At 66.2% G+C, this 16,446-nt stretch carries 14 protein-coding genes; 8 read left to right on the forward strand and 6 right to left on the reverse strand.

What is annotated here, in order from left to right; genetic code table 11:
* Positions 1–51: 51 nt before the first annotated feature.
* The 6 genes from AC0IY0_RS25485 to AC0IY0_RS25510 all read right to left on the reverse strand — a co-directional run bounded on the left by AC0IY0_RS25485 (position 52) and on the right by AC0IY0_RS25510 (position 5,467).
* A complete protein-coding gene (locus tag AC0IY0_RS25485) occupies positions 52–291 on the reverse strand; it encodes a DUF6894 family protein (protein ID WP_471766077.1) in 240 nt (79 codons plus the stop codon).
* Between the two features lie 211 nt (positions 292–502).
* Positions 503–1,378, reverse strand: a complete 876-nt coding sequence (locus tag AC0IY0_RS25490; protein WP_471766078.1) for a transporter — start codon at positions 1,376–1,378, stop codon at positions 503–505.
* Positions 1,379–1,613: 235 nt separating this feature from the next.
* On the reverse strand, positions 1,614–2,699 hold the full coding sequence (locus tag AC0IY0_RS25495; RefSeq protein WP_471766079.1) for a sensor histidine kinase: 1,086 nt from the start codon (positions 2,697–2,699) through the stop codon (positions 1,614–1,616).
* The gene (locus AC0IY0_RS25500; RefSeq protein ID WP_471766080.1) at positions 2,699–4,198 is read right to left on the reverse strand and encodes an ATPase domain-containing protein; all 1,500 of its coding nucleotides are present in this window, start codon (positions 4,196–4,198) and stop codon (positions 2,699–2,701) included. Before AC0IY0_RS25500 ends, AC0IY0_RS25495 begins: the two co-directional genes overlap by 1 nt.
* Positions 4,182–4,520: a HigA family addiction module antitoxin gene (locus AC0IY0_RS25505; protein WP_471766081.1), complete on the reverse strand. Its 339-nt coding sequence runs from the start codon at positions 4,518–4,520 to the stop codon at positions 4,182–4,184. Before AC0IY0_RS25505 ends, AC0IY0_RS25500 begins: the two co-directional genes overlap by 17 nt.
* A 212-nt stretch (positions 4,521–4,732) precedes the next feature.
* Positions 4,733–5,467 (reverse strand): Crp/Fnr family transcriptional regulator, encoded by a 735-nt coding sequence (locus tag AC0IY0_RS25510; RefSeq protein WP_471766082.1) that lies wholly within the window; start codon positions 5,465–5,467, stop codon positions 4,733–4,735.
* A 139-nt stretch (positions 5,468–5,606) separates the two neighbouring features.
* Between AC0IY0_RS25510 and AC0IY0_RS25515 the strand changes: the two genes are divergently transcribed.
* The 8 genes from AC0IY0_RS25515 (at position 5,607) to AC0IY0_RS25550 (ending at position 16,387) form a co-directional block, all read left to right on the forward strand.
* On the forward strand, positions 5,607–5,975 hold the full coding sequence (locus tag AC0IY0_RS25515; RefSeq protein ID WP_471766083.1) for a DUF6894 family protein: 369 nt from the start codon (positions 5,607–5,609) through the stop codon (positions 5,973–5,975).
* A 1,223-nt stretch (positions 5,976–7,198) separates the two neighbouring features.
* Complete coding sequence (locus AC0IY0_RS25520; protein ID WP_471766084.1) at positions 7,199–8,590, forward strand: sodium:solute symporter family protein; 1,392 nt, start codon at positions 7,199–7,201, stop codon at positions 8,588–8,590.
* 60 nt (positions 8,591–8,650) lie between these two features.
* A complete protein-coding gene (locus tag AC0IY0_RS25525) occupies positions 8,651–9,508 on the forward strand; it encodes a helix-turn-helix transcriptional regulator (RefSeq protein ID WP_029357547.1) in 858 nt (285 codons plus the stop codon).
* Between the two features lie 128 nt (positions 9,509–9,636).
* Complete coding sequence (locus tag AC0IY0_RS25530) at positions 9,637–12,612, forward strand: xanthine dehydrogenase family protein molybdopterin-binding subunit (protein ID WP_471766085.1); 2,976 nt, start codon at positions 9,637–9,639, stop codon at positions 12,610–12,612.
* The gene (locus AC0IY0_RS25535) at positions 12,609–13,472 is read left to right on the forward strand and encodes an FAD binding domain-containing protein (RefSeq protein ID WP_471766086.1); all 864 of its coding nucleotides are present in this window, start codon (positions 12,609–12,611) and stop codon (positions 13,470–13,472) included. The genes AC0IY0_RS25530 and AC0IY0_RS25535 overlap by 4 nt, the downstream gene beginning before the upstream one ends.
* Positions 13,460–13,993 (forward strand): (2Fe-2S)-binding protein, encoded by a 534-nt coding sequence (locus AC0IY0_RS25540; protein ID WP_471766087.1) that lies wholly within the window; start codon positions 13,460–13,462, stop codon positions 13,991–13,993. The genes AC0IY0_RS25535 and AC0IY0_RS25540 overlap by 13 nt, the downstream gene beginning before the upstream one ends.
* Complete coding sequence (locus AC0IY0_RS25545; RefSeq protein WP_471766088.1) at positions 13,986–15,545, forward strand: AMP-binding protein; 1,560 nt, start codon at positions 13,986–13,988, stop codon at positions 15,543–15,545. The genes AC0IY0_RS25540 and AC0IY0_RS25545 overlap by 8 nt, the downstream gene beginning before the upstream one ends.
* 35 nt (positions 15,546–15,580) lie before the next feature.
* Entirely contained in the window at positions 15,581–16,387 is an 807-nt protein-coding gene (locus tag AC0IY0_RS25550; protein WP_029357553.1) for an enoyl-CoA hydratase/isomerase family protein, read from the forward strand.
* Positions 16,388–16,446: the final 59 nt, after the last annotated feature.

Consider the following 16,446-nt stretch of genomic DNA (forward strand, 5'->3'; position numbering starts at 1 on the left):
GATCACGCGCCGGTCCGCGTGCAGGGATGCGCTAGCCACGATGGGCAGCCGTCAGCGGATTAGCCACAGCCCTACAAGCGACAGCGTAGCTGAGTAGACGGGGCGGTGATCCTCATCGGTTGCCAGCACCGTGTAGATGAGCCGCTCGTTGCCTTCGGCTGTCTGATCGCGCGCCATATCAGGAAGAACCTTTAGAGCCTGCGCGCGTACCTCTTCAAGGGTGGCGCATTCGGTGCCCTCATCGTCAAATTGCGATGTGCCGTCGTGGATATCGAAGTAGTAGCGTGACATGCAGGTGCTCCGCGTGAAGTAGGGCGGGAGCACTCGCTACTCTCAGGCACTGACAGCCAGGATCGAGGTCAGCGATATCGTCTTGTGCGCCGATTTTCGATAGATTGCCAGAACACCGAATTTTAGGTGGCCGTTATCGAGGCGATGTAATCCGCTAGCGTCGCTTTCCAAACTGTGTCGGTCTTGAGAACGTCTGCTTTTAGAGACAGTTTCAGAATTTGCGTATGACGGGGCTCGGCTCGGGTGTCTCACCTTTGTCCTGGTAGATCGGCACCGTGGCACGCAACCAGCCGCGCGTCTCAAGTCCCGCATAGTTACGTTGAACGACGTCCCGCGTAACATAAGCCTGTAGATTGACGGGACCGAAGTTGTATCCCACGAGGCCACCAACCGCGAACTGGCCCTGCCGGGCGTAGGACGGATTGTTAGTCGGTAGATCGGTCGATCCGAAGGCTACCGGCCCGAATTCCCATTTACCAAAATGCTTGGTGGCCGTGAGATCGAGATTGAGAAAATCGGGATAATAAGTACCACCGGCCGATCTGGTGTCGAAAAAGGTGCCGTACAGGAAATTGCTTGTCAGGTTCCAGCCATCGCCATTGTAGGTGATGGCAAAGCGCTGATGCAGAACTGGATTTTGAATGACGATCTTAGTGTCACTCGGTAGGTACGCGCCGAGCAGGTAGCTGAAGTTGAGGTTGTTGCCGAGTTTCCAGGCTACCTGTGCAGCGAGCAGCGTTTGGCCGAACCCACTCTGGTACGTGGCGCCACGCGTGCTCGAAGCCGTGATCGGCTGCAACACGACAAACTGCAGCCGGCCGCCGACCACCTCGGCAGGTGTAGCCCAGATGAAAGACGGCAGGTTGACGTTCGAGTCTGTGCCACGTGGGGTGATATCGCGAGAGCCGAAACTCGATGTGTCGATGAAGTAGAGGCCGATGGGCAACGGCGCGCCGGGGGCTTGCCCCACGGTCTGTCCGGGTTCGGCAGACGAACCCGCCATTACGGGGGTTCCCTCCAACCCGAAGGCCAGCGAAGTGGCGATGGCAGCGATATGGATCGCTCGGATAAGCCCAGCTGTCGTCATTCCGCAGTCCAAACCACCCCGTCGTCGGGGCAGCATTTATTGCATGCCGGCACGGATTACGCGGCGTTCTCGTGCGTGAGGTGCAGGGTTGCAACGCGAGCGTAGCCATCGGGCAACACTGGATGCAACGAAGGCTTACTGTCGCGGATGATCCACTCCGCTCCTACGACGAGGTTCGGAGAGAAGCGGAGCGTCTGTACGAGGCAAGCGTTAGGCCCCTTCAGTCGCCTGAAAATTAGCTCAGGGGTGCATCCAACGTACATGTCACTCCTCCCGGCACAAAAGAGATCTCGACCTTCCCGTCGAGGTCGCGCGCGAGGTTACGCTCGATAAGGCGTGATCCAAATCCTCGTCGTCTTGGCATCTTAACCGTTGGGCCGCCCCTCTCGCTCCAGCGTAAATTCAGCCAAGGTGCCGAAGGACTTTCACGCATCGTCCAAGCGATTTCAACGTGTCCGCCTGGGGTCGACAAAGCGCCGTACTTCACCGCGTTGGTGGCAAGTTCCTGGAACGCCATCGCAAGTGCCAAAGCCGTCCGCGGGAGAAGCCGCACGTCGGGCCCCCCGATCTGGAAACGGCCGCCGTCTTGCGGATCATAGGGAGCAATCGCCTGGGCAACGATGTCCGAGAGGTTTGCACCTTCCCAGTTCTCTCGCGTCAGGACATTGTGGGCACGCGAGAGGGCCAAGAGCCGGGTCTCCAGGGCTTCCCGAGCTTCCTCCGTAGTCGATGCGTTGCGCAGGGTCTGGGTTGCGATCGACTGCACCGTCGCAAGGGTGTTCTTCACCCGGTGGTTCAACTCGTCGATGAGCAGGCGCTGGTGATCGGCGCCCCGCTTCTCCGCCGCAAGAGCTCCGCGCAGTCGTTTCTCGCCCGCATGGAGTTCGACGAGGCGAGCACGAGCTTCATACTGGCGGCGACGTCCTCGAAGGGCCGTGCGTACCAGACTGATCAGTGTGGTCGGGTGGAAGGGGCGTTCCAGAAAGGTAACGTTGCCGAGCACCTCCGAAACCCGCCCAGCCGCTGGGTTGCGCTCCAACCCGCCGCCCCGTGAGGTGAGGACGATAAAAGGCAGATCGGACCAAGGCGCCTGGGTACCCACCCATCGGCTAACCGGATTAAGATCCGCCGTTCGGATTGCCTCCTCGGTCAGAAGAACCAAGCCGGCGCCTTCCCCCATTCCAGAGAGCAGATCGCCGAGGTCGCGACATATTTTGTAGCCAAGGCCGGCTTCAGTGAGGAGCGCGCCTGCAACGGCAGCATCGCGCCCGAACGGAGCCAGGATCAGCGTCCGCTCCGAGCTTGCAGGGTTGGTTTGCATCAGTCCTGCTCGGCACCCGGCCGAGCCTCGTCATGCCCGACAAGGGCCGGGACGCCGCGCAACACACCCTGGAAGCCTTCCAGCGGTGGCCCGATGGTTAGGCCGCGCGGGGTGATCCGGTACTCACGGATTGTGTCCTCGTGGAAGCCGGTCCGCTTCTTGATGACCGAGATCGCCCTGCGAACACGACCCATCGCCTCGAAGTAGCGTAGGAGAATGACGGTGTCGGCGAGGTAGGTCACATCCACCGGCGACCTCATATCGCCCACGAGCCCGTGCTGAGCCACCGTGAGGTAGGTCGAGGCGCCCTGCCTGTTAAGGTACTGCAGCAGTTCGTGAACGTGCAGGATGAGGGCATTTTCCTCCGGCATCGAGGCTTGATAGCCATTGATGCTGTCGATCACGACGGTCTTCACATCATGCTTATCGATGCAGACCCGAACTCGGTGGCTGAACTCACCAGGCGACAGCTCCGCGGCATCGACCTGTTCAACGAACAACTCGCCCGCGTCCTGCAAGGCTTCGAGGTCGATGTCCATGGCTTGCAGGCGCTGAAACAGCAGGCCGATCTCCTCGTCGAAGACGAACAGGGCTGCACGTTCTCCCCTGGCGATCGCCGCAAGAGCAAACTGGATGGCCAAAAGCGATTTGCCGGTTCCAGCGGGCCCGAGGATTAGCGTACTCGATCCCTGCGCGATGCCGCCGCCGACGAGAGCATCGAGTTCGGCGATGCCGCTCGTCATCGGCGTGCGGGCGAACGTAGATTTGTGCTCCAGGGCGACCAGGCGCGGGTAGACGGTCACACCACCGGGCTTGATCGAGAAATCATGGTACCCGCCCCTGAAGCGCTGACCGCGATACTTCACCACCCGGAGCCGGCGCCGCTCGGCGCCATATTCTGGCGCTTGTTCCTCCAGCCGGATCACGCCGTGCGCGATGCTGTGCACGGTCTTGTCGAGGCTATCGGCGGTAAGGTCATCAAGCATCAGCACCGTGGTGCCATGCCGGGCGAAGTAGTGCTTGAGGGCCAGGATCTGCCGGCGATAGCGCAACGAGCTGCCGGCCAGGAGCCGGATCTCGGACAGACTGTCGAGCACGACACGTGCCGGTGCCTCGGTCTCGATCGCCTCAAAGATCGCCTTGGTGCTCTCTCCAAGTTCGAGGTCCGAGGAATACAGGAGGCTTTGCTGGTGCTCGACATCGAGTAGGCTCTCGGGCGGAGCGAGTTCGAACACCTTGATGTGATCGTTCAGGCTCCAGCCGTGGGATGCCGCGCCATCGCGCAACTCCTCCTCGGTCTCCGACAAGGTGATGTAGAGCCCCTTCTCGCCAGCGCGTGCGCCCTCCAGCAGGAACTGCAGCGCGATGGTGGTCTTGCCGGTCCCGGGGCTCCCCTCCAGCAGGTAGAGCCGGTCACGGGCAAAGCCGCCGCCGAGGATATCGTCGAGGCCGTAGACGCCGAGCGCTGCTCTCGGTCGAACTTCAGTATGCTTGGCCATGGCAGCCGATCTCTGCGCGCAGTGCGTCAGGTAGAGGGTGGATGGGAATGTCCCGCAGGACATCGCTCATGCCCCCTTCGATGCGCCAGAGATCGTGATGCTGCTGCAGGAGGAGCCAGAACTCCGGTTGCGTATCGGACAGGCGAGCCAGCCTAAGGGCCATCTCAGGCGTGACTGAAGCCGTGCCTGCCAGGATGGTGTGCAGCGTCTGTCGCGAGATACGCAGCATGCGGGCTGTGTCGCTCACTGAGAGGCCCAGGCATGGCAAAACACGATCGCGCAGGACGTGCCCTGGATGGGGTGAGGCTGGTCGAGAGGTCATGGCTCGCTTCCGCTTGGTCCCCGCCTGTAAAGCCAGTCCTGACAGGAGCCAATGGGCCTTTAGGCTGAAAGGTCGTGTTGCGCGGTAACGTGATGCCAATGTTGCTGAACGCCATCCTGAAGCCGTTCCATAGCGCCTATAGCAAGGGCACGCTCAGGCCGGTTCAGTTCGTCGCCGTTGCGCGATTTGCGCCGACACCTCGATGCTCGTCCTCAGGCGTCGAACCGCGCACCGACATGGTTAAGGTGCAGGTAATTCGGGTTGAACAGCGCCACCCGCTCCAAAGCAGGCAGATCTGGAATGATCAGGCGGCGTCCCCTCAGCTCGACCAGCTTCTGCCTGCGCAGCGTCTGCAGCACTCGGTTGACGTGCACCGGCGTCATGCCGATCACATCGGCCAGATCGGTTTGAGTCATCGGCATCTCGCAGCTGTCGCCCTGCACCAACCCGGTCGCGCGCAAACGGTAGAACACCTCGCAGAACAGGTGGGCCAGGCGCTCGGTCGCGTCGCGTCGCCCGAGGTTCAGCATCCACTCGCGCTGCACCGCCGTGTTCACCAGCGTCTCCCACGATAGCGCCCGCGTCACGCGCGGATGAGCGGCCATCGTCACCTCGAAGCTTGCCAGTGGGATCTCGACCAGGGTCACGGCACTGAGCGCGCTGATCGAGTGGTCCATCTCGGACAGCACGAACATGTTATGGTCGTACAGGTCACCGGGCAGTAACAGCGCCAACACCTGACGGCGCCCGTCCGGCAGCAGCTTGTAGCGGCAAGCCCAGCCCGAGAGGTTAAGGCGGACGGCCTGCGGGGCGTCACCTTCGGATGCGATGTCCGTGCCTGGTCTGTAGCTGCGCCCGGGCTCGCTCATCAGCATCACTAGCACCCGTCGGTCCTCGTCCGAGAGGCGTGCGAACTGCTCCATCTTGGCGATGAGGGGGTTCATCATAGGGATCCTCCGCACCACGAACTGAATTGCACCAAGGGATGCGGTATTTGTTGACCTAACGCATGTGAGAATTGTTGGTCCCAACGTGTGTTACGGTTAATGATAGCCGCTTGCGCTGCGTGGCTGTCGCGAGGTTTGCGTGCCCTTGTTCTTCTTCCACCTGCGCACGCCCGACGGCCTCGATCCCGACGAGGATGGGCTCATGATGCCCGACCTGGAGACCGCCTATCTCCAAGCCTGTGCTTCGATCCCCGACATGGCCGCCGAACTCGTGCACAAGGGCATGAGCCCGATGCCATACAGCTTCGTCATCGCCAATGCCGCCGGCGAGACGCTGATGGAGGTGCCTTTCGGCGAGCGGCTGCGCGATCCGCGGCGGCACGTTCGGCCAAACCAGAACGCCCGTGCTCGCCGGCTGTCGGGCGAGATCGCGGACGCGATCGGCACGGCGCATGAGACGCTGCAGCACTCTCGTGAGATCCTGGCCCGCGCCCGCCGTCGCCCCTGACCCCGAATTGACCGCGTGACAGAGCAGCGTCACCACCCCAATCTGTGAAACCGCGTCCCAGCCGACCTGGATCACGCGAACGCCGTCCGCCACACCGCCGGGCTCCTCCCAACAGCATTGTGGATCCCGCTGATCCCTGACGACGTGGCTCGCTTTCCCATCGTCGGCATCCATGCCTGGCACGCCTCGCGGAGGCTGCGCCTGCGCAGAGCGCATAACTTAGCGGTGTCGGCAATCCGACCATTTTCCTGACGAGTCGCCCTAACCGTCAGGAGCCCGAATAGATCGCCTCACATTTTGTCGGAAAAATATTTCGGAGTTTCAAACGCCGGTAAAACGCTCGGTCAGGCGTGCATGTCTGCTTCGAGCCACGGTTTGTCAGAAATCGGACGGGCAGCTTTCGGCCAGCCTACGCCATGCCGGATCGCCGATGGGCGCAAAAGCGGTCGTTCCGCTTTGCGCCCATTGCTGCCACTCGGCCGAACCGGGTAGCAACCTAAAAGCAGACGTTCTATCGGTAGCTGAGCGATGGCCTGGTTGTCGATGTATCCGACAGTGCATCGCCGTAGGGAGGCTTCGCAGGTGCCTTCACGAATATCGCTCCGATGCGCACAATCCCCTGGTGGACCTTTGACGACACCATCTTGAGGTCAGCCTTGCCCTCGCGCCGTCACCAACGGCCTACGCCCCTTCGTGCCCCAAGCTAAGCTGAGTTTGCTCAACTGCCGCGAAAGACCGCTATCGGGATGCGCCAACTCCGCCCGAGATGGCAGACATGGGTCGCGAGGAGTATGTCAGCTTTCTCGGCTAGCCAGCGACTCAATGGCTATCCCACGCAACGTCGATACAAATGCGCTCTGCTAACATGCCGACCCATTTCATCGTCAAATTTTGCAGGCAGTCGAGTACACAACGACCTATAGCGTCTATTATTTCTGTAAAACCGATCTAATGTAAATCCAAGTCAATATAAAGAAGTTTATTGACCTGCCGCACCCTGCTAAGTGTGCAATTTATATTAATCATCGTGCTGAATCAGATAATCTGATGGCGCCGATCAAATCAGAATATTTGTCCGCTTCCTTCTCAAAATCTAATTTTCCCCGCAATGGCCGTTGCTTCTCGTTCGTGCGAGGAAAGCTGCGGCCTCGAATGATTTCGGAGGAAACGAGCTGGGGTCCCTTGGCGCCCAGGCGCTACGGCGTCGCCGTTAGGCCGCACCCATGCAGCCAAACTGGATCGTTCTCTCCCTGACCCTGGCCTACATGGCGGCGATGGGGCTGATCAGTTTCTCTGTGCGACGCCATGCGAGGAGCGCTGGAAGCTTTACCTCCGGCGGCACGCGCTATCCGGCGTTCCTGATCGGCTTTCTGCTGATGTCGGAATTCATCGGGACTGCCACGAGCGTCGGTACCACACAGACGGCCTACAGAGTCGGGGTGTCGGCAGCCTGGAACGTCCTCGCCCTCGCCGTCGGATTCGTTCTTTACGCCATCCTGCTCGCGCCCCGCTTCAAGGAACTCGGCGAGAATACGATCTCCGGGGCGTTGAATAAGGCCTACGGTCGCCCGACCAAGCTCGCGACCTCAATCATTATGATCTTCGCTCTTCAGATCGTCGCAGTCTCGACCTATGCGGGCGGCGGTACGATCTTGGCAGGTCTCCTCAACGTCGATCGGACCAGTGCCATCGTCATCACGGGTATCGTCGCGACGCTCTATGTCAGTGTCGGGGGGATGCGCTCGGTCATCTACACGAACGTCCTCCATGCCGTCGTGAAGTATCTTGGCATCCTCGCGGCCGTCGCCTTCGGATTGTCTCAGGTCGGCGGCCTCGCGAACCTGCGGACCCGCGTGCCCGAAGCGATGTTCGCGGTCGATACGGTCGGCTGGTCGCAGATCTTCGCGTGGATGGTCGCCGGCATCGGCGCGGTCTTCTCGACGCAATACGTGATCCAGGCCATCAATACCGTGCAGGACGGGCGCACGGCGCGGCAGGCCAGCTTTTATTGTGCCTTCCTGCTCGTGCCGTTCGGCATCGGCGCCGCCCTGGTCGGTGTCTGCGCGGCGGCGCTGCTGCCTGGAATCCCCGCGATCCAGGCTTTGCCGGGCCTGATCGCCCGGATGGACGATCTACTGGCCGCCATCGTGGTGGCGGGACTGGCGGGGTCGCTGTTCGGCACGATCTCGGCCCTCAGCATCGGCGCCGCCACCCTGCTGTTCAAGGATTTCTATCATCCCCGCCGTCGGGGCGAGGATGGGACGTCGTCCCTGCGGTTCGTCCGCAGCATGACGGTGCTCGTGGGCCTGATCCCGATTCCCCTGGCGATCTTCGCGCCGGATATCCTGAAGGTGACCTTCCTCGCAAAATCCCTGCGGGCGACGCTGGCGGTCCTGGTCGTCTTTGCCTTCTACGCTCCGCGCTTCGGCACCCCGCGGGCCGCCGTCGTCAGCATCCTGGTTTCCCTCGTCCTGACGATCGGCTGGTTCCTTGCCGGCGATCCTGGGGGAATCGACAACGCCTATGTGGCCCTCGTCATTCCCCTGGCGGTGATGAGTACCGCCGAACTCCGGAAGAGGACCACGCTCCGGAACGAACCGGTTGCCACGCCCTGACGGGACAGGCGTCCCGGCGGCGATCTAGCTGCCACCCGCGGACCATGCTAAATAGTGCAGATGTCCGAGGCTCTTGAGATCGCCCATGGCGCCTTCGGCCGCGTCGCGCTCCTCGACATGGACCGCAGCCTCGTCCGCCACGCGCACCCGCATTGCCACGTGCTCCTGAAGGTCGAGGGAGACGACACGCAGTTCCTCGTCGGCGATCAGGTTGTCGCGCTCACCGACGATCAGGCCGTCCTGATCAACGCCTGGGAGACCCACGCCTACCTGCACGATCCCCAACGGGCCAAGGCGATGATCCTGGCTCTGTACATCGAGCCCGACTGGCTCGGCGCGTTCCGTCGGAATTGGGCTGCGAGCGGGGCGCCCGGTTTCTTCGGACAACCGTCGGGCGCCGTCACACCAACGATTCGCCGGCTCGCCCACGACCTCGCCGCCGAGATGGTCTACGCGCCGCTTTCCTCTCACATCCAGGACGAGTTGCTGTCGAACCTGATGGTCGCCGTGATCGAGCGGTTCACGGCTTGGCGCGAGGAGCCCCTCTCCCTCCGCGCCGCCGCGCGGCGCAACGCTGGCGACTGGCGCATCCGACGCACCATCGCACGGGTGCGGGCAGAGCCCGGCGCCATGCTGGGCACCGAGGCGCTGGCACGCGAGGCGGGCCTCTCCCGCGCCCAGTTCTACCGCCTGTTCGAGCAATCCACCGGGGCCCCGCCGCATGTCTTCCTGAACGCGATCCGGATCGAGCAGGCCGTCGAGGCCATCGTGAGCAGCGAGGAGCCCATCACCGCGATCGGCATGCGCCTCGGCTTCGCCGCGCCCGCACATTTCTCGCGCTTCTTCCGGGACCACGTCAGCGTACCCCCGAGCATCTTCCGCGGCATCGTCCGGCGGGGCGGGCAGCCCGCTGCCTGACGGCGCCGTCATCAAAGAATGAGACGTTTCGGTAAGTCGCGAGACGCCTCGGCATCGCCGCACCCACACGGAGCCGCCATTCTCCCCGAGATACGGACCCCATCGAGAGGTCCGGCGGAGGAAACGGCTTGGGCATCGTGTCATCGAGCTATGTCGGACGGTCCGTGGAGCGCGTCGAGGACGCCGCCCTGCTCTCCGGGCTCGGCCGCTACATCGACGACCTCGGCACGCGGCCCGGCACGCTGCACGCGGCGATCCTGCGCTCGCCCCACGCCCATGCGGACATCCTTGGCATCGACGTCCAGGCAGCCAAGGCGCTGCCCGGCGTCACCGCCGTGGTCACGGGCCGGGACCTCGACGCCGTCACGACCGGCCTCGTCCCGGCCTTGCGGGCGGCCGTCGATGCCCGCGCCATCGCGGTGGACCGGGTGCGTTATGTCGGTGAGCCCGTCGCCATCGTCGTCGCCCGCGACCGCTACCTCGCGGAGGACGGCTGCGACCTGATCGAGGTGCAGTACCGGGTGCGCCCGGCGGTGGTCGACCCGCTGTCGGCCCTCGCCCCCGACAGCGAGATCCTGCACGAGGGCGTCGGCGCCAATTGCGTCAGCGACCGCCGCTTCCGCTACGGCGACCCCGAGGCGGCCTTCGCCGACAGTCCGCACAGCCTGTCCGTGACCGTGCGCTACCCGCGCAACACCGGCTCGCCGATGGAGACCTACGGCGTCGTCGCCTCCTACGATCCCACCGACGATTCCTACGACGTGCTGGCGAACTTCCAGGGGCCGTTCAGCATCCACGCGGTGGTGGCCCGGGCGCTGAAGGTGCCGGGCAACCGCCTGCGCCTGCGCACGCCCCCCGATTCCGGCGGCAGCTTCGGAGTGAAGCAGGGCGTCGCGCCCTACGCCGTGCTGATCGCCGCCACGGCGCGCCTCGTGGGCCAGCCGGTGAAGTGGATCGAGGACCGGCTGGAGCACCTCTCGGCCTCCGTCTCCGCCACGAACCGGGTCACGACCCTCCGGGCCGCCTTCGACGCGGATGGGCGCGTCACCGCGCTCGACTGGGATCAGGTCGAGGATTGCGGCGCCTACCTGCGGGCGCCCGAACCCGCCACGCTCTACCGGATGCACGGCAACCTCACCGGCGCCTACGCCATCCGCAACGTCGCCGTGCGCAACCGGGTGGTGCTGACCAACAAGACGCCGACCGGCCTCGTGCGGGGCTTCGGCGGGCCGCAGGTGTACTATCCGCTCGAACGGCTGATGCAGCGCATCGCGCTGACGCTGGGCCTCGATCCCTTCGCGGTGATCCGCCGGAATCTGATTCCGGCCGACGCCTTCCCCTATCGCACCGCGACCGGCGCCCTCTACGATTCCGGCGACTACCAGCGCGCCCTCGACGAAGCCGCCCGGGACGGCAGGCTCGATGAGCTGAAGCGGCGGCGGGACACCGCCCGCGCCGAGGGCCGCCTCTATGGGATCGGCCTCACGGCGGCGGTCGAGCCCAGCGTCTCCAACATGGGCTACATCACCACCGTGCTGACGGCGGAGGAACGCGCCAAGGCCGGGCCCAAGAACGGCGCGCAATCGACCGCCACCATCACCCTCGATCCCGTCGGCTCGGTGACGGTGCAGGTCGCCTCGGTGCCGCAGGGCCAGGGGCACCGGACGGTGCTCGCCCAGGTGGTGGCCGACGTGCTCGGCCTCCCGATGGAGCAGGTCCGCGTCACGGCCGACCTCGATACCGCCAAGGATGCGTGGTCCATCGCCTCGGGCAACTACGCGAGCCGCTTCGCCGCCGCCGTGGCGGGGGTCGCGCACCTCGCCGCCACCCGCCTGCGCGACAGGCTCGCGCGGATCGCGGCGGCGCAGCTGAACCTGCGTCCCGAGGACTTGCACTTCGCGGGCGGTCGCATCGCCTCGCGATTGAACCCGGATGCGGGCCTGCCCTTCGCGCGGGTGGCCGCCGCGAGCCACTGGTCGCCGGGCCTCGTGCCCGAGGATCTCGGCGCGGTGATCCGCGAGACGGTGTTCTGGACACCCCCGGAACTGACGGCGCCGGACGCCGAGGACCACATCAACTCCTCCCTCTGCCACGGCTTCATCTTCGACATCTGCGGCCTGGAGATCGACCGGGTCACCGGCAAGATCATCATCGATCGCTACGTCTCGATGCACGATTGCGGGCGCATCCTGCACCCGGGTATGGTCGAGGGGCAGGTGCGCGGCGGCTTCGCGCAGGCGCTCGGCGCGGCGGTCTTCGAGGAACTCTCCTACGGCGACGATGGCGCCTTCCTGTCCGGAACCTTCGCCGATTACCTGCTGCCCACCGCGACCGAGGTGCCGGATCTACGCATCCTGCACGTCGAGAGCCCGTCGCCCTTCACGCCGCTCGGCGCCAAGGGAGTCGGCGAGGGCAACTGCATGTCGACCCCGGTCTGCCTCGCCAACGCGGTGGCCGACGCCCTCGGGCTTGAGGCCATCGACTTGCCCCTGACACCCGCCAAGCTCGCTGCCCTCGCGGCGGGCGGGGAGGAACGAGCGCCCCCCGCCGGCCACTCTGCCCCGAAGCCCGCCACGAAGGCGGGCGACCGCACCCTGCGTGGGGAGGGCTCGGCCGCCGTCACGGCTCCGCCGGAGACGGTCTGGGCGATGCTCCTCGACCCGGACGTGCTCGCCTCCGTCATCCCCGGTTCGCACGGGGTGCGGAAGCTCTCCGGCACACGGTTCCAGGCCGACGTCACCCTCGGCGTCGGCCCGGTGAAGGGCCGCTACAAGGCCGAGGTCACCCTCAGCGATCTCGATGAGCCCCGGGCGGTAACGCTCACCGGCACGGTGACGGGTGGCCTCGGCAGCGGCGGCGGCACCGGTCGCCTGACCCTGGAGCCCGACGGCGCCGGGGGGACGCGGATCGCCTACGTCTACGAGGCGGCGGTGGGCGGCAAGGTCGCGGCGGTAGGCGGGCGCCTCCTCGACGGGGCCGCGCGGGTGATCATCGGCGGATTCTTCACGGCCCTGGCTCGGCGAGCCGGCGGGTCCGGCGAGAGCAGGCTCCGCCTCCCGGCCGCCCTGCGACGGCTCCTCGCGCGCCTGGGAGTGTCCGCATGAAGCCCGCGCCCTTCGCCTATCTGCGCGCGACGTCCCTGGACGACGCCTTGGAAGCCCTGCGCCAGCACGGCCCCGAGGCCCGGATCATCGCGGGCGGCCAGTCCCTGATGCCGATGCTCAACATGCGGCTGACGAAGCCCGCCGTGCTCGTCGACGTGATGCGCATTCCCGCTCTCAAAGAGCCCCGTCTCGACAAGGGGGCTCTCGTCATCCCGGCAGGCGTGCGGCAGGCGATCCTGCTCGACCGGCCGGGGCTCGCCCGGGACCTGCCGCTGCTGGCCACCGCCCTGCCGTGGGTCGGGCACATCCAGACCCGGGCACGGGGGACGCTGTGCGGCTCCGTCGCCCATGCCGACCCGAGCGCGGAAATCCCCCTCTGCCTCGTGGCGCTGCAGGGCGAGATTCACCTGCGCAGCCGCCGGAAAGTCCGGCGCGTGGCGGCCGAGGACTTCTTTACCGGCATGATGGTCACCGACCGGACCGACGATGAGATGATCGAGGCCATCGCCTATCCCCTCCGCCGGGAGGGCGCCGGCACCGCCTTCGCTGAGGTGGGGCGTCGGCACGGCGACTACGCCATCGTCGCCTGCGCGGCGGTCGTGGACGGCACCCGGATGCGGCTCGCCGTCGGCGGCGTCGCCGACCGGCCCACCGCCCGCGACTTCCCCCACCTCGACGGGTCGGCGCTCGACGATGCCCTCAACGCCTTCGCCTGGGACCTCGGCGCGGGGGACGATCTCCACGGCACCGCCCGCTACCGCCGCGACCTCGTGCGGAGTCTCGGCCGCCGGGTGCTGGAGGAAGCGGCCAGGGCCGCAAGAGGCGACACCCATCAGGAGGCCGTGCCATGCCACAGCTAGACGCGAAGGGGCGTCACACGGTGGCCTTCACCCTCAACGGGCGCGAGACCACGGTCGAGGTCGAGACCCGCACCCTGCTGACCGACGCCCTGCGCCACGGGCTCGGGGCCACGGGCACGCATGTCGGCTGCGAGCACGGCGTCTGCGGCGCCTGCACGGTGTCCATCGACGGGGTGCCCGCCCGGGCCTGCCTGACGCTGGCCGTGGGGGTCGAGGGCTGCGCCGTGCGGACCGTCGAGGGTCTGGCTCCGGAGCCCGGCCGGCTCGGAGTGCTGCAGGCGGCCTTCCGGCGGCGGCACGCCCTGCAGTGCGGCTTCTGCACCGCCGGCATCCTGATGTCGCTCGATGCCTATCTCGTGCTTCGGCCGAACCCGTCGCGCCGGGAGATCACGGAAGTGATCGGCGGCCATCTCTGCCGCTGCACCGGCTACGCGCCGATCATCGAGGCCGCCCTGGAGGCGGCTGCGGAACTCAGGGGCGACATCCCGGACCCGTCATCCCCGGAGGCCGCCCATGCTTGATCTCGGCACCAGCTTCCTTGCGAGCGTCTCCCGCGATCCCCGCGCCCTTGCCCTCGTCGACGGGGAGACCCGGCTGACCTACACGGAGTGGTTCGCAGTGATCTCCGCGACGGTCGCGGGGCTCGACCGGCTCGGGCTGAAGCCCGGCGACCACCTCGTCACGGTCCTTCAGAACCGGCACGAGGCGGCGACCCTGCACTGGGCCTGCCAGTTCGCGGGTATCGTGATCACGCCGATCAACTGGCGGGCCAAGGCCGAGGAGATCGATTTCGCGATCGAGAACGCGCAAGCCCGCGCCATCGCCTACGAACCGGTCTCGGCCGGGAGCCTGCGGGATAGCGCGGCGTCGCAGCGGATCCCGCGCATCGCCGTCGGCACGCCACCCGGCCCCGGCGAGACCGCCTTCGCCGACCTCGCCGCCACCGAAGGGCCCCCGGCGACGCCCCGGGTCGACGCGGAAGCGATCTCGCTGATGCTCTACACCTCCGGCACCACCGCCAAGCCCAAGGGGGTCCCTCGGCGGCACCGGGCGGAGCGGGCGGCGGCACTCGCCCACGTGGCGCAGAACCTCTACGGGCGTGGCGAGCGGACGCTCGGCGTCATGCCGCTCTACCACACGATGGGCGTGCGCTCGCTCCTCGCCATGTCGCTGATCGGCGGGACCTTCGTCTGCCTGCCGCGCTTCGACGTGGCCGGGGCGCTGCGGCTGATCGCGGCCGAGCGGATCACCAACCTCTACCTCGTGCCGACCCTGTATCACGACCTCGTGCACCACCGGGATTTCCCGGCGACCGACACGACCTCCGTGCGCAAGCTCGGCTTCGCCGGGGCGCCGATGACGGACGGCCTGCTCGCCCGCCTGACCGAGGCGTTCCGGCCGGACCTGTTCGTCAACCATTACGGCTCTTCGGAGGTCTACACCTTCACGATCAACCACGAGGCGGCGGTGAAACCCGGCTCGGCCGGGCGGGCGGGCCTCAACACCATGGTGCGTGTCGTGCCCATGGGGGACGACCCAGGCCGAACCGCCGCGCCGGGCGAGGAGGGCGAGATCGCCGTCATAGCCAAGGGCGACGAAGCCTTCGAGGGCTACTGGCATCGCCCCGAGGCCGACGCCAAGGCCTTTCGCGACGGCTGGTACTTCACCGGCGATACCGGCTTCGCCGACGCCGATGGCGACCTCTACGTCACTGGCCGGGTCGACGACATGATCATCACCGGGGGCGAGAATGTCTCGCCCGTCGAGATCGAGAGTCGTTTGTCCCTGCATCCGGCCGTGTCAGAGGTCGCCGTCGTGGGCCTGCCCGACGAGCGCTGGGGCCGGATCGTCGCGGCCTTCATCAAGCGGAGCGGCAGCACCGACGAAGCGGCGCTCGACGCCCATTGCCGGGCGGGCGGCCTGCCGAGTCACAAGCTGCCGCGCCGCTACGTCTTCGTGGACGAGATCCCGAAATCGCCGGTCGGCAAGCTGCTGCGCCGTCAGCTCGTGGCCGGCGAGTACGTGCCCGAGGGCGAGGCCGAGCCCCGCGCCGAAGGCCACGAGGCCGCCTGACACCCCCCAACGAATTTCAGCGAGAGCCCTGCCCCATGACGAGTGACACCCCCACCATCGACCCGCGCCTGACGAACCTCGATGGCTTCCGCGTCGAGATCGACGCCGAGCGCGAGCGTGCCGACGTGATCCTGGCGCGACCGCCGATGAATGTCATCGCGATGCCCCAGCGCGACGAGATCCGGAAGGTGTTCGAGGCGCTGGACGAGGATCCCCGCGTGCGGGTCATCGTCCTGCGGGCGGAGGGCGAGCATTTCTCGTCGGGGGGCTACATCAAGGGCTTCCTCGACGCCTCGCCCGAACACGTCTCGAAGCTCGCCTGGAACATGGCGGCGCCGGCCCGCTGCTCGAAGCCCGTCATCGCCGCCAACCGTGGCTACACGTTCGGGGTCGGCTTCGAGATCTCGCTGGCCTGCGACTTCCGCATCGTCTCCGAGACCTGCCGCTACGCGCTTCCCGAACAGAAGCTCGGCCAGATCCCCGGTTCCGGCGGCTCGGCCCGGCTCCAGAAGATCGTCGGTATCACGCGGACGAAGGACATCGTGATGCGCTCGAAGCGCATCCCCGGCCGGCAGGCCCTCGACTGGGGCATCGCCACCGAATGCGTGCCCGACGCGGACCTGGAGAAGGCCACCGACGCCCTCGTGGAGGAGCTGCGCGCCTTCTCGCCCATCGCCCAGCGCACTGCCAAGAAGCTCCTCAACGACACCGAGGACGCGAGCCTGTCCATCGCCATCGAGCTCGAGGGACACTGCTACAGCCGCCTGCGGCAGGCCGACGACTTCCGTGAGGGCGTCGAGGCGTTCCACGCCAAGCGCGCCCCGCGTTTCACCGGCTCCTGAACCCACCGCGCCGGGGGGCTGCAGGGCAGCTCCCCCCACCCCCGTGACCCCCACGGCAC

The organism is Methylobacterium sp. AC315 (assembly GCF_979253755.1).

What these genes read in the sequence shown, in the direction of transcription:
- AC0IY0_RS25510 (WP_471766082.1), bottom strand. Translation starts at nt 5,467, where the DNA reads ATGATGAACCCCCTCATCGCCAAGATGGAGCAGTTCGCACGCCTCTCG.
- AC0IY0_RS25490 (WP_471766078.1), bottom strand. Translation starts at nt 1,378, where the DNA reads ATGACGACAGCTGGGCTTATCCGAGCGATCCATATCGCTGCCATCGCC.
- AC0IY0_RS25500 (WP_471766080.1), bottom strand. Translation starts at nt 4,198, where the DNA reads ATGGCCAAGCATACTGAAGTTCGACCGAGAGCAGCGCTCGGCGTCTAC.
- AC0IY0_RS25545 (WP_471766088.1), top strand. Translation starts at nt 13,986, where the DNA reads ATGCTTGATCTCGGCACCAGCTTCCTTGCGAGCGTCTCCCGCGATCCC.
- AC0IY0_RS25485 (WP_471766077.1), bottom strand. Translation starts at nt 291, where the DNA reads ATGTCACGCTACTACTTCGATATCCACGACGGCACATCGCAATTTGAC.
- AC0IY0_RS25505 (WP_471766081.1), bottom strand. Translation starts at nt 4,520, where the DNA reads ATGACCTCTCGACCAGCCTCACCCCATCCAGGGCACGTCCTGCGCGAT.
- AC0IY0_RS25535 (WP_471766086.1), top strand. Translation starts at nt 12,609, where the DNA reads ATGAAGCCCGCGCCCTTCGCCTATCTGCGCGCGACGTCCCTGGACGAC.
- AC0IY0_RS25550 (WP_029357553.1), top strand. Translation starts at nt 15,581, where the DNA reads ATGACGAGTGACACCCCCACCATCGACCCGCGCCTGACGAACCTCGAT.
- AC0IY0_RS25495 (WP_471766079.1), bottom strand. Translation starts at nt 2,699, where the DNA reads ATGCAAACCAACCCTGCAAGCTCGGAGCGGACGCTGATCCTGGCTCCG.
- AC0IY0_RS25540 (WP_471766087.1), top strand. Translation starts at nt 13,460, where the DNA reads ATGCCACAGCTAGACGCGAAGGGGCGTCACACGGTGGCCTTCACCCTC.
- AC0IY0_RS25520 (WP_471766084.1), top strand. Translation starts at nt 7,199, where the DNA reads ATGCAGCCAAACTGGATCGTTCTCTCCCTGACCCTGGCCTACATGGCG.
- AC0IY0_RS25525 (WP_029357547.1), top strand. Translation starts at nt 8,651, where the DNA reads ATGTCCGAGGCTCTTGAGATCGCCCATGGCGCCTTCGGCCGCGTCGCG.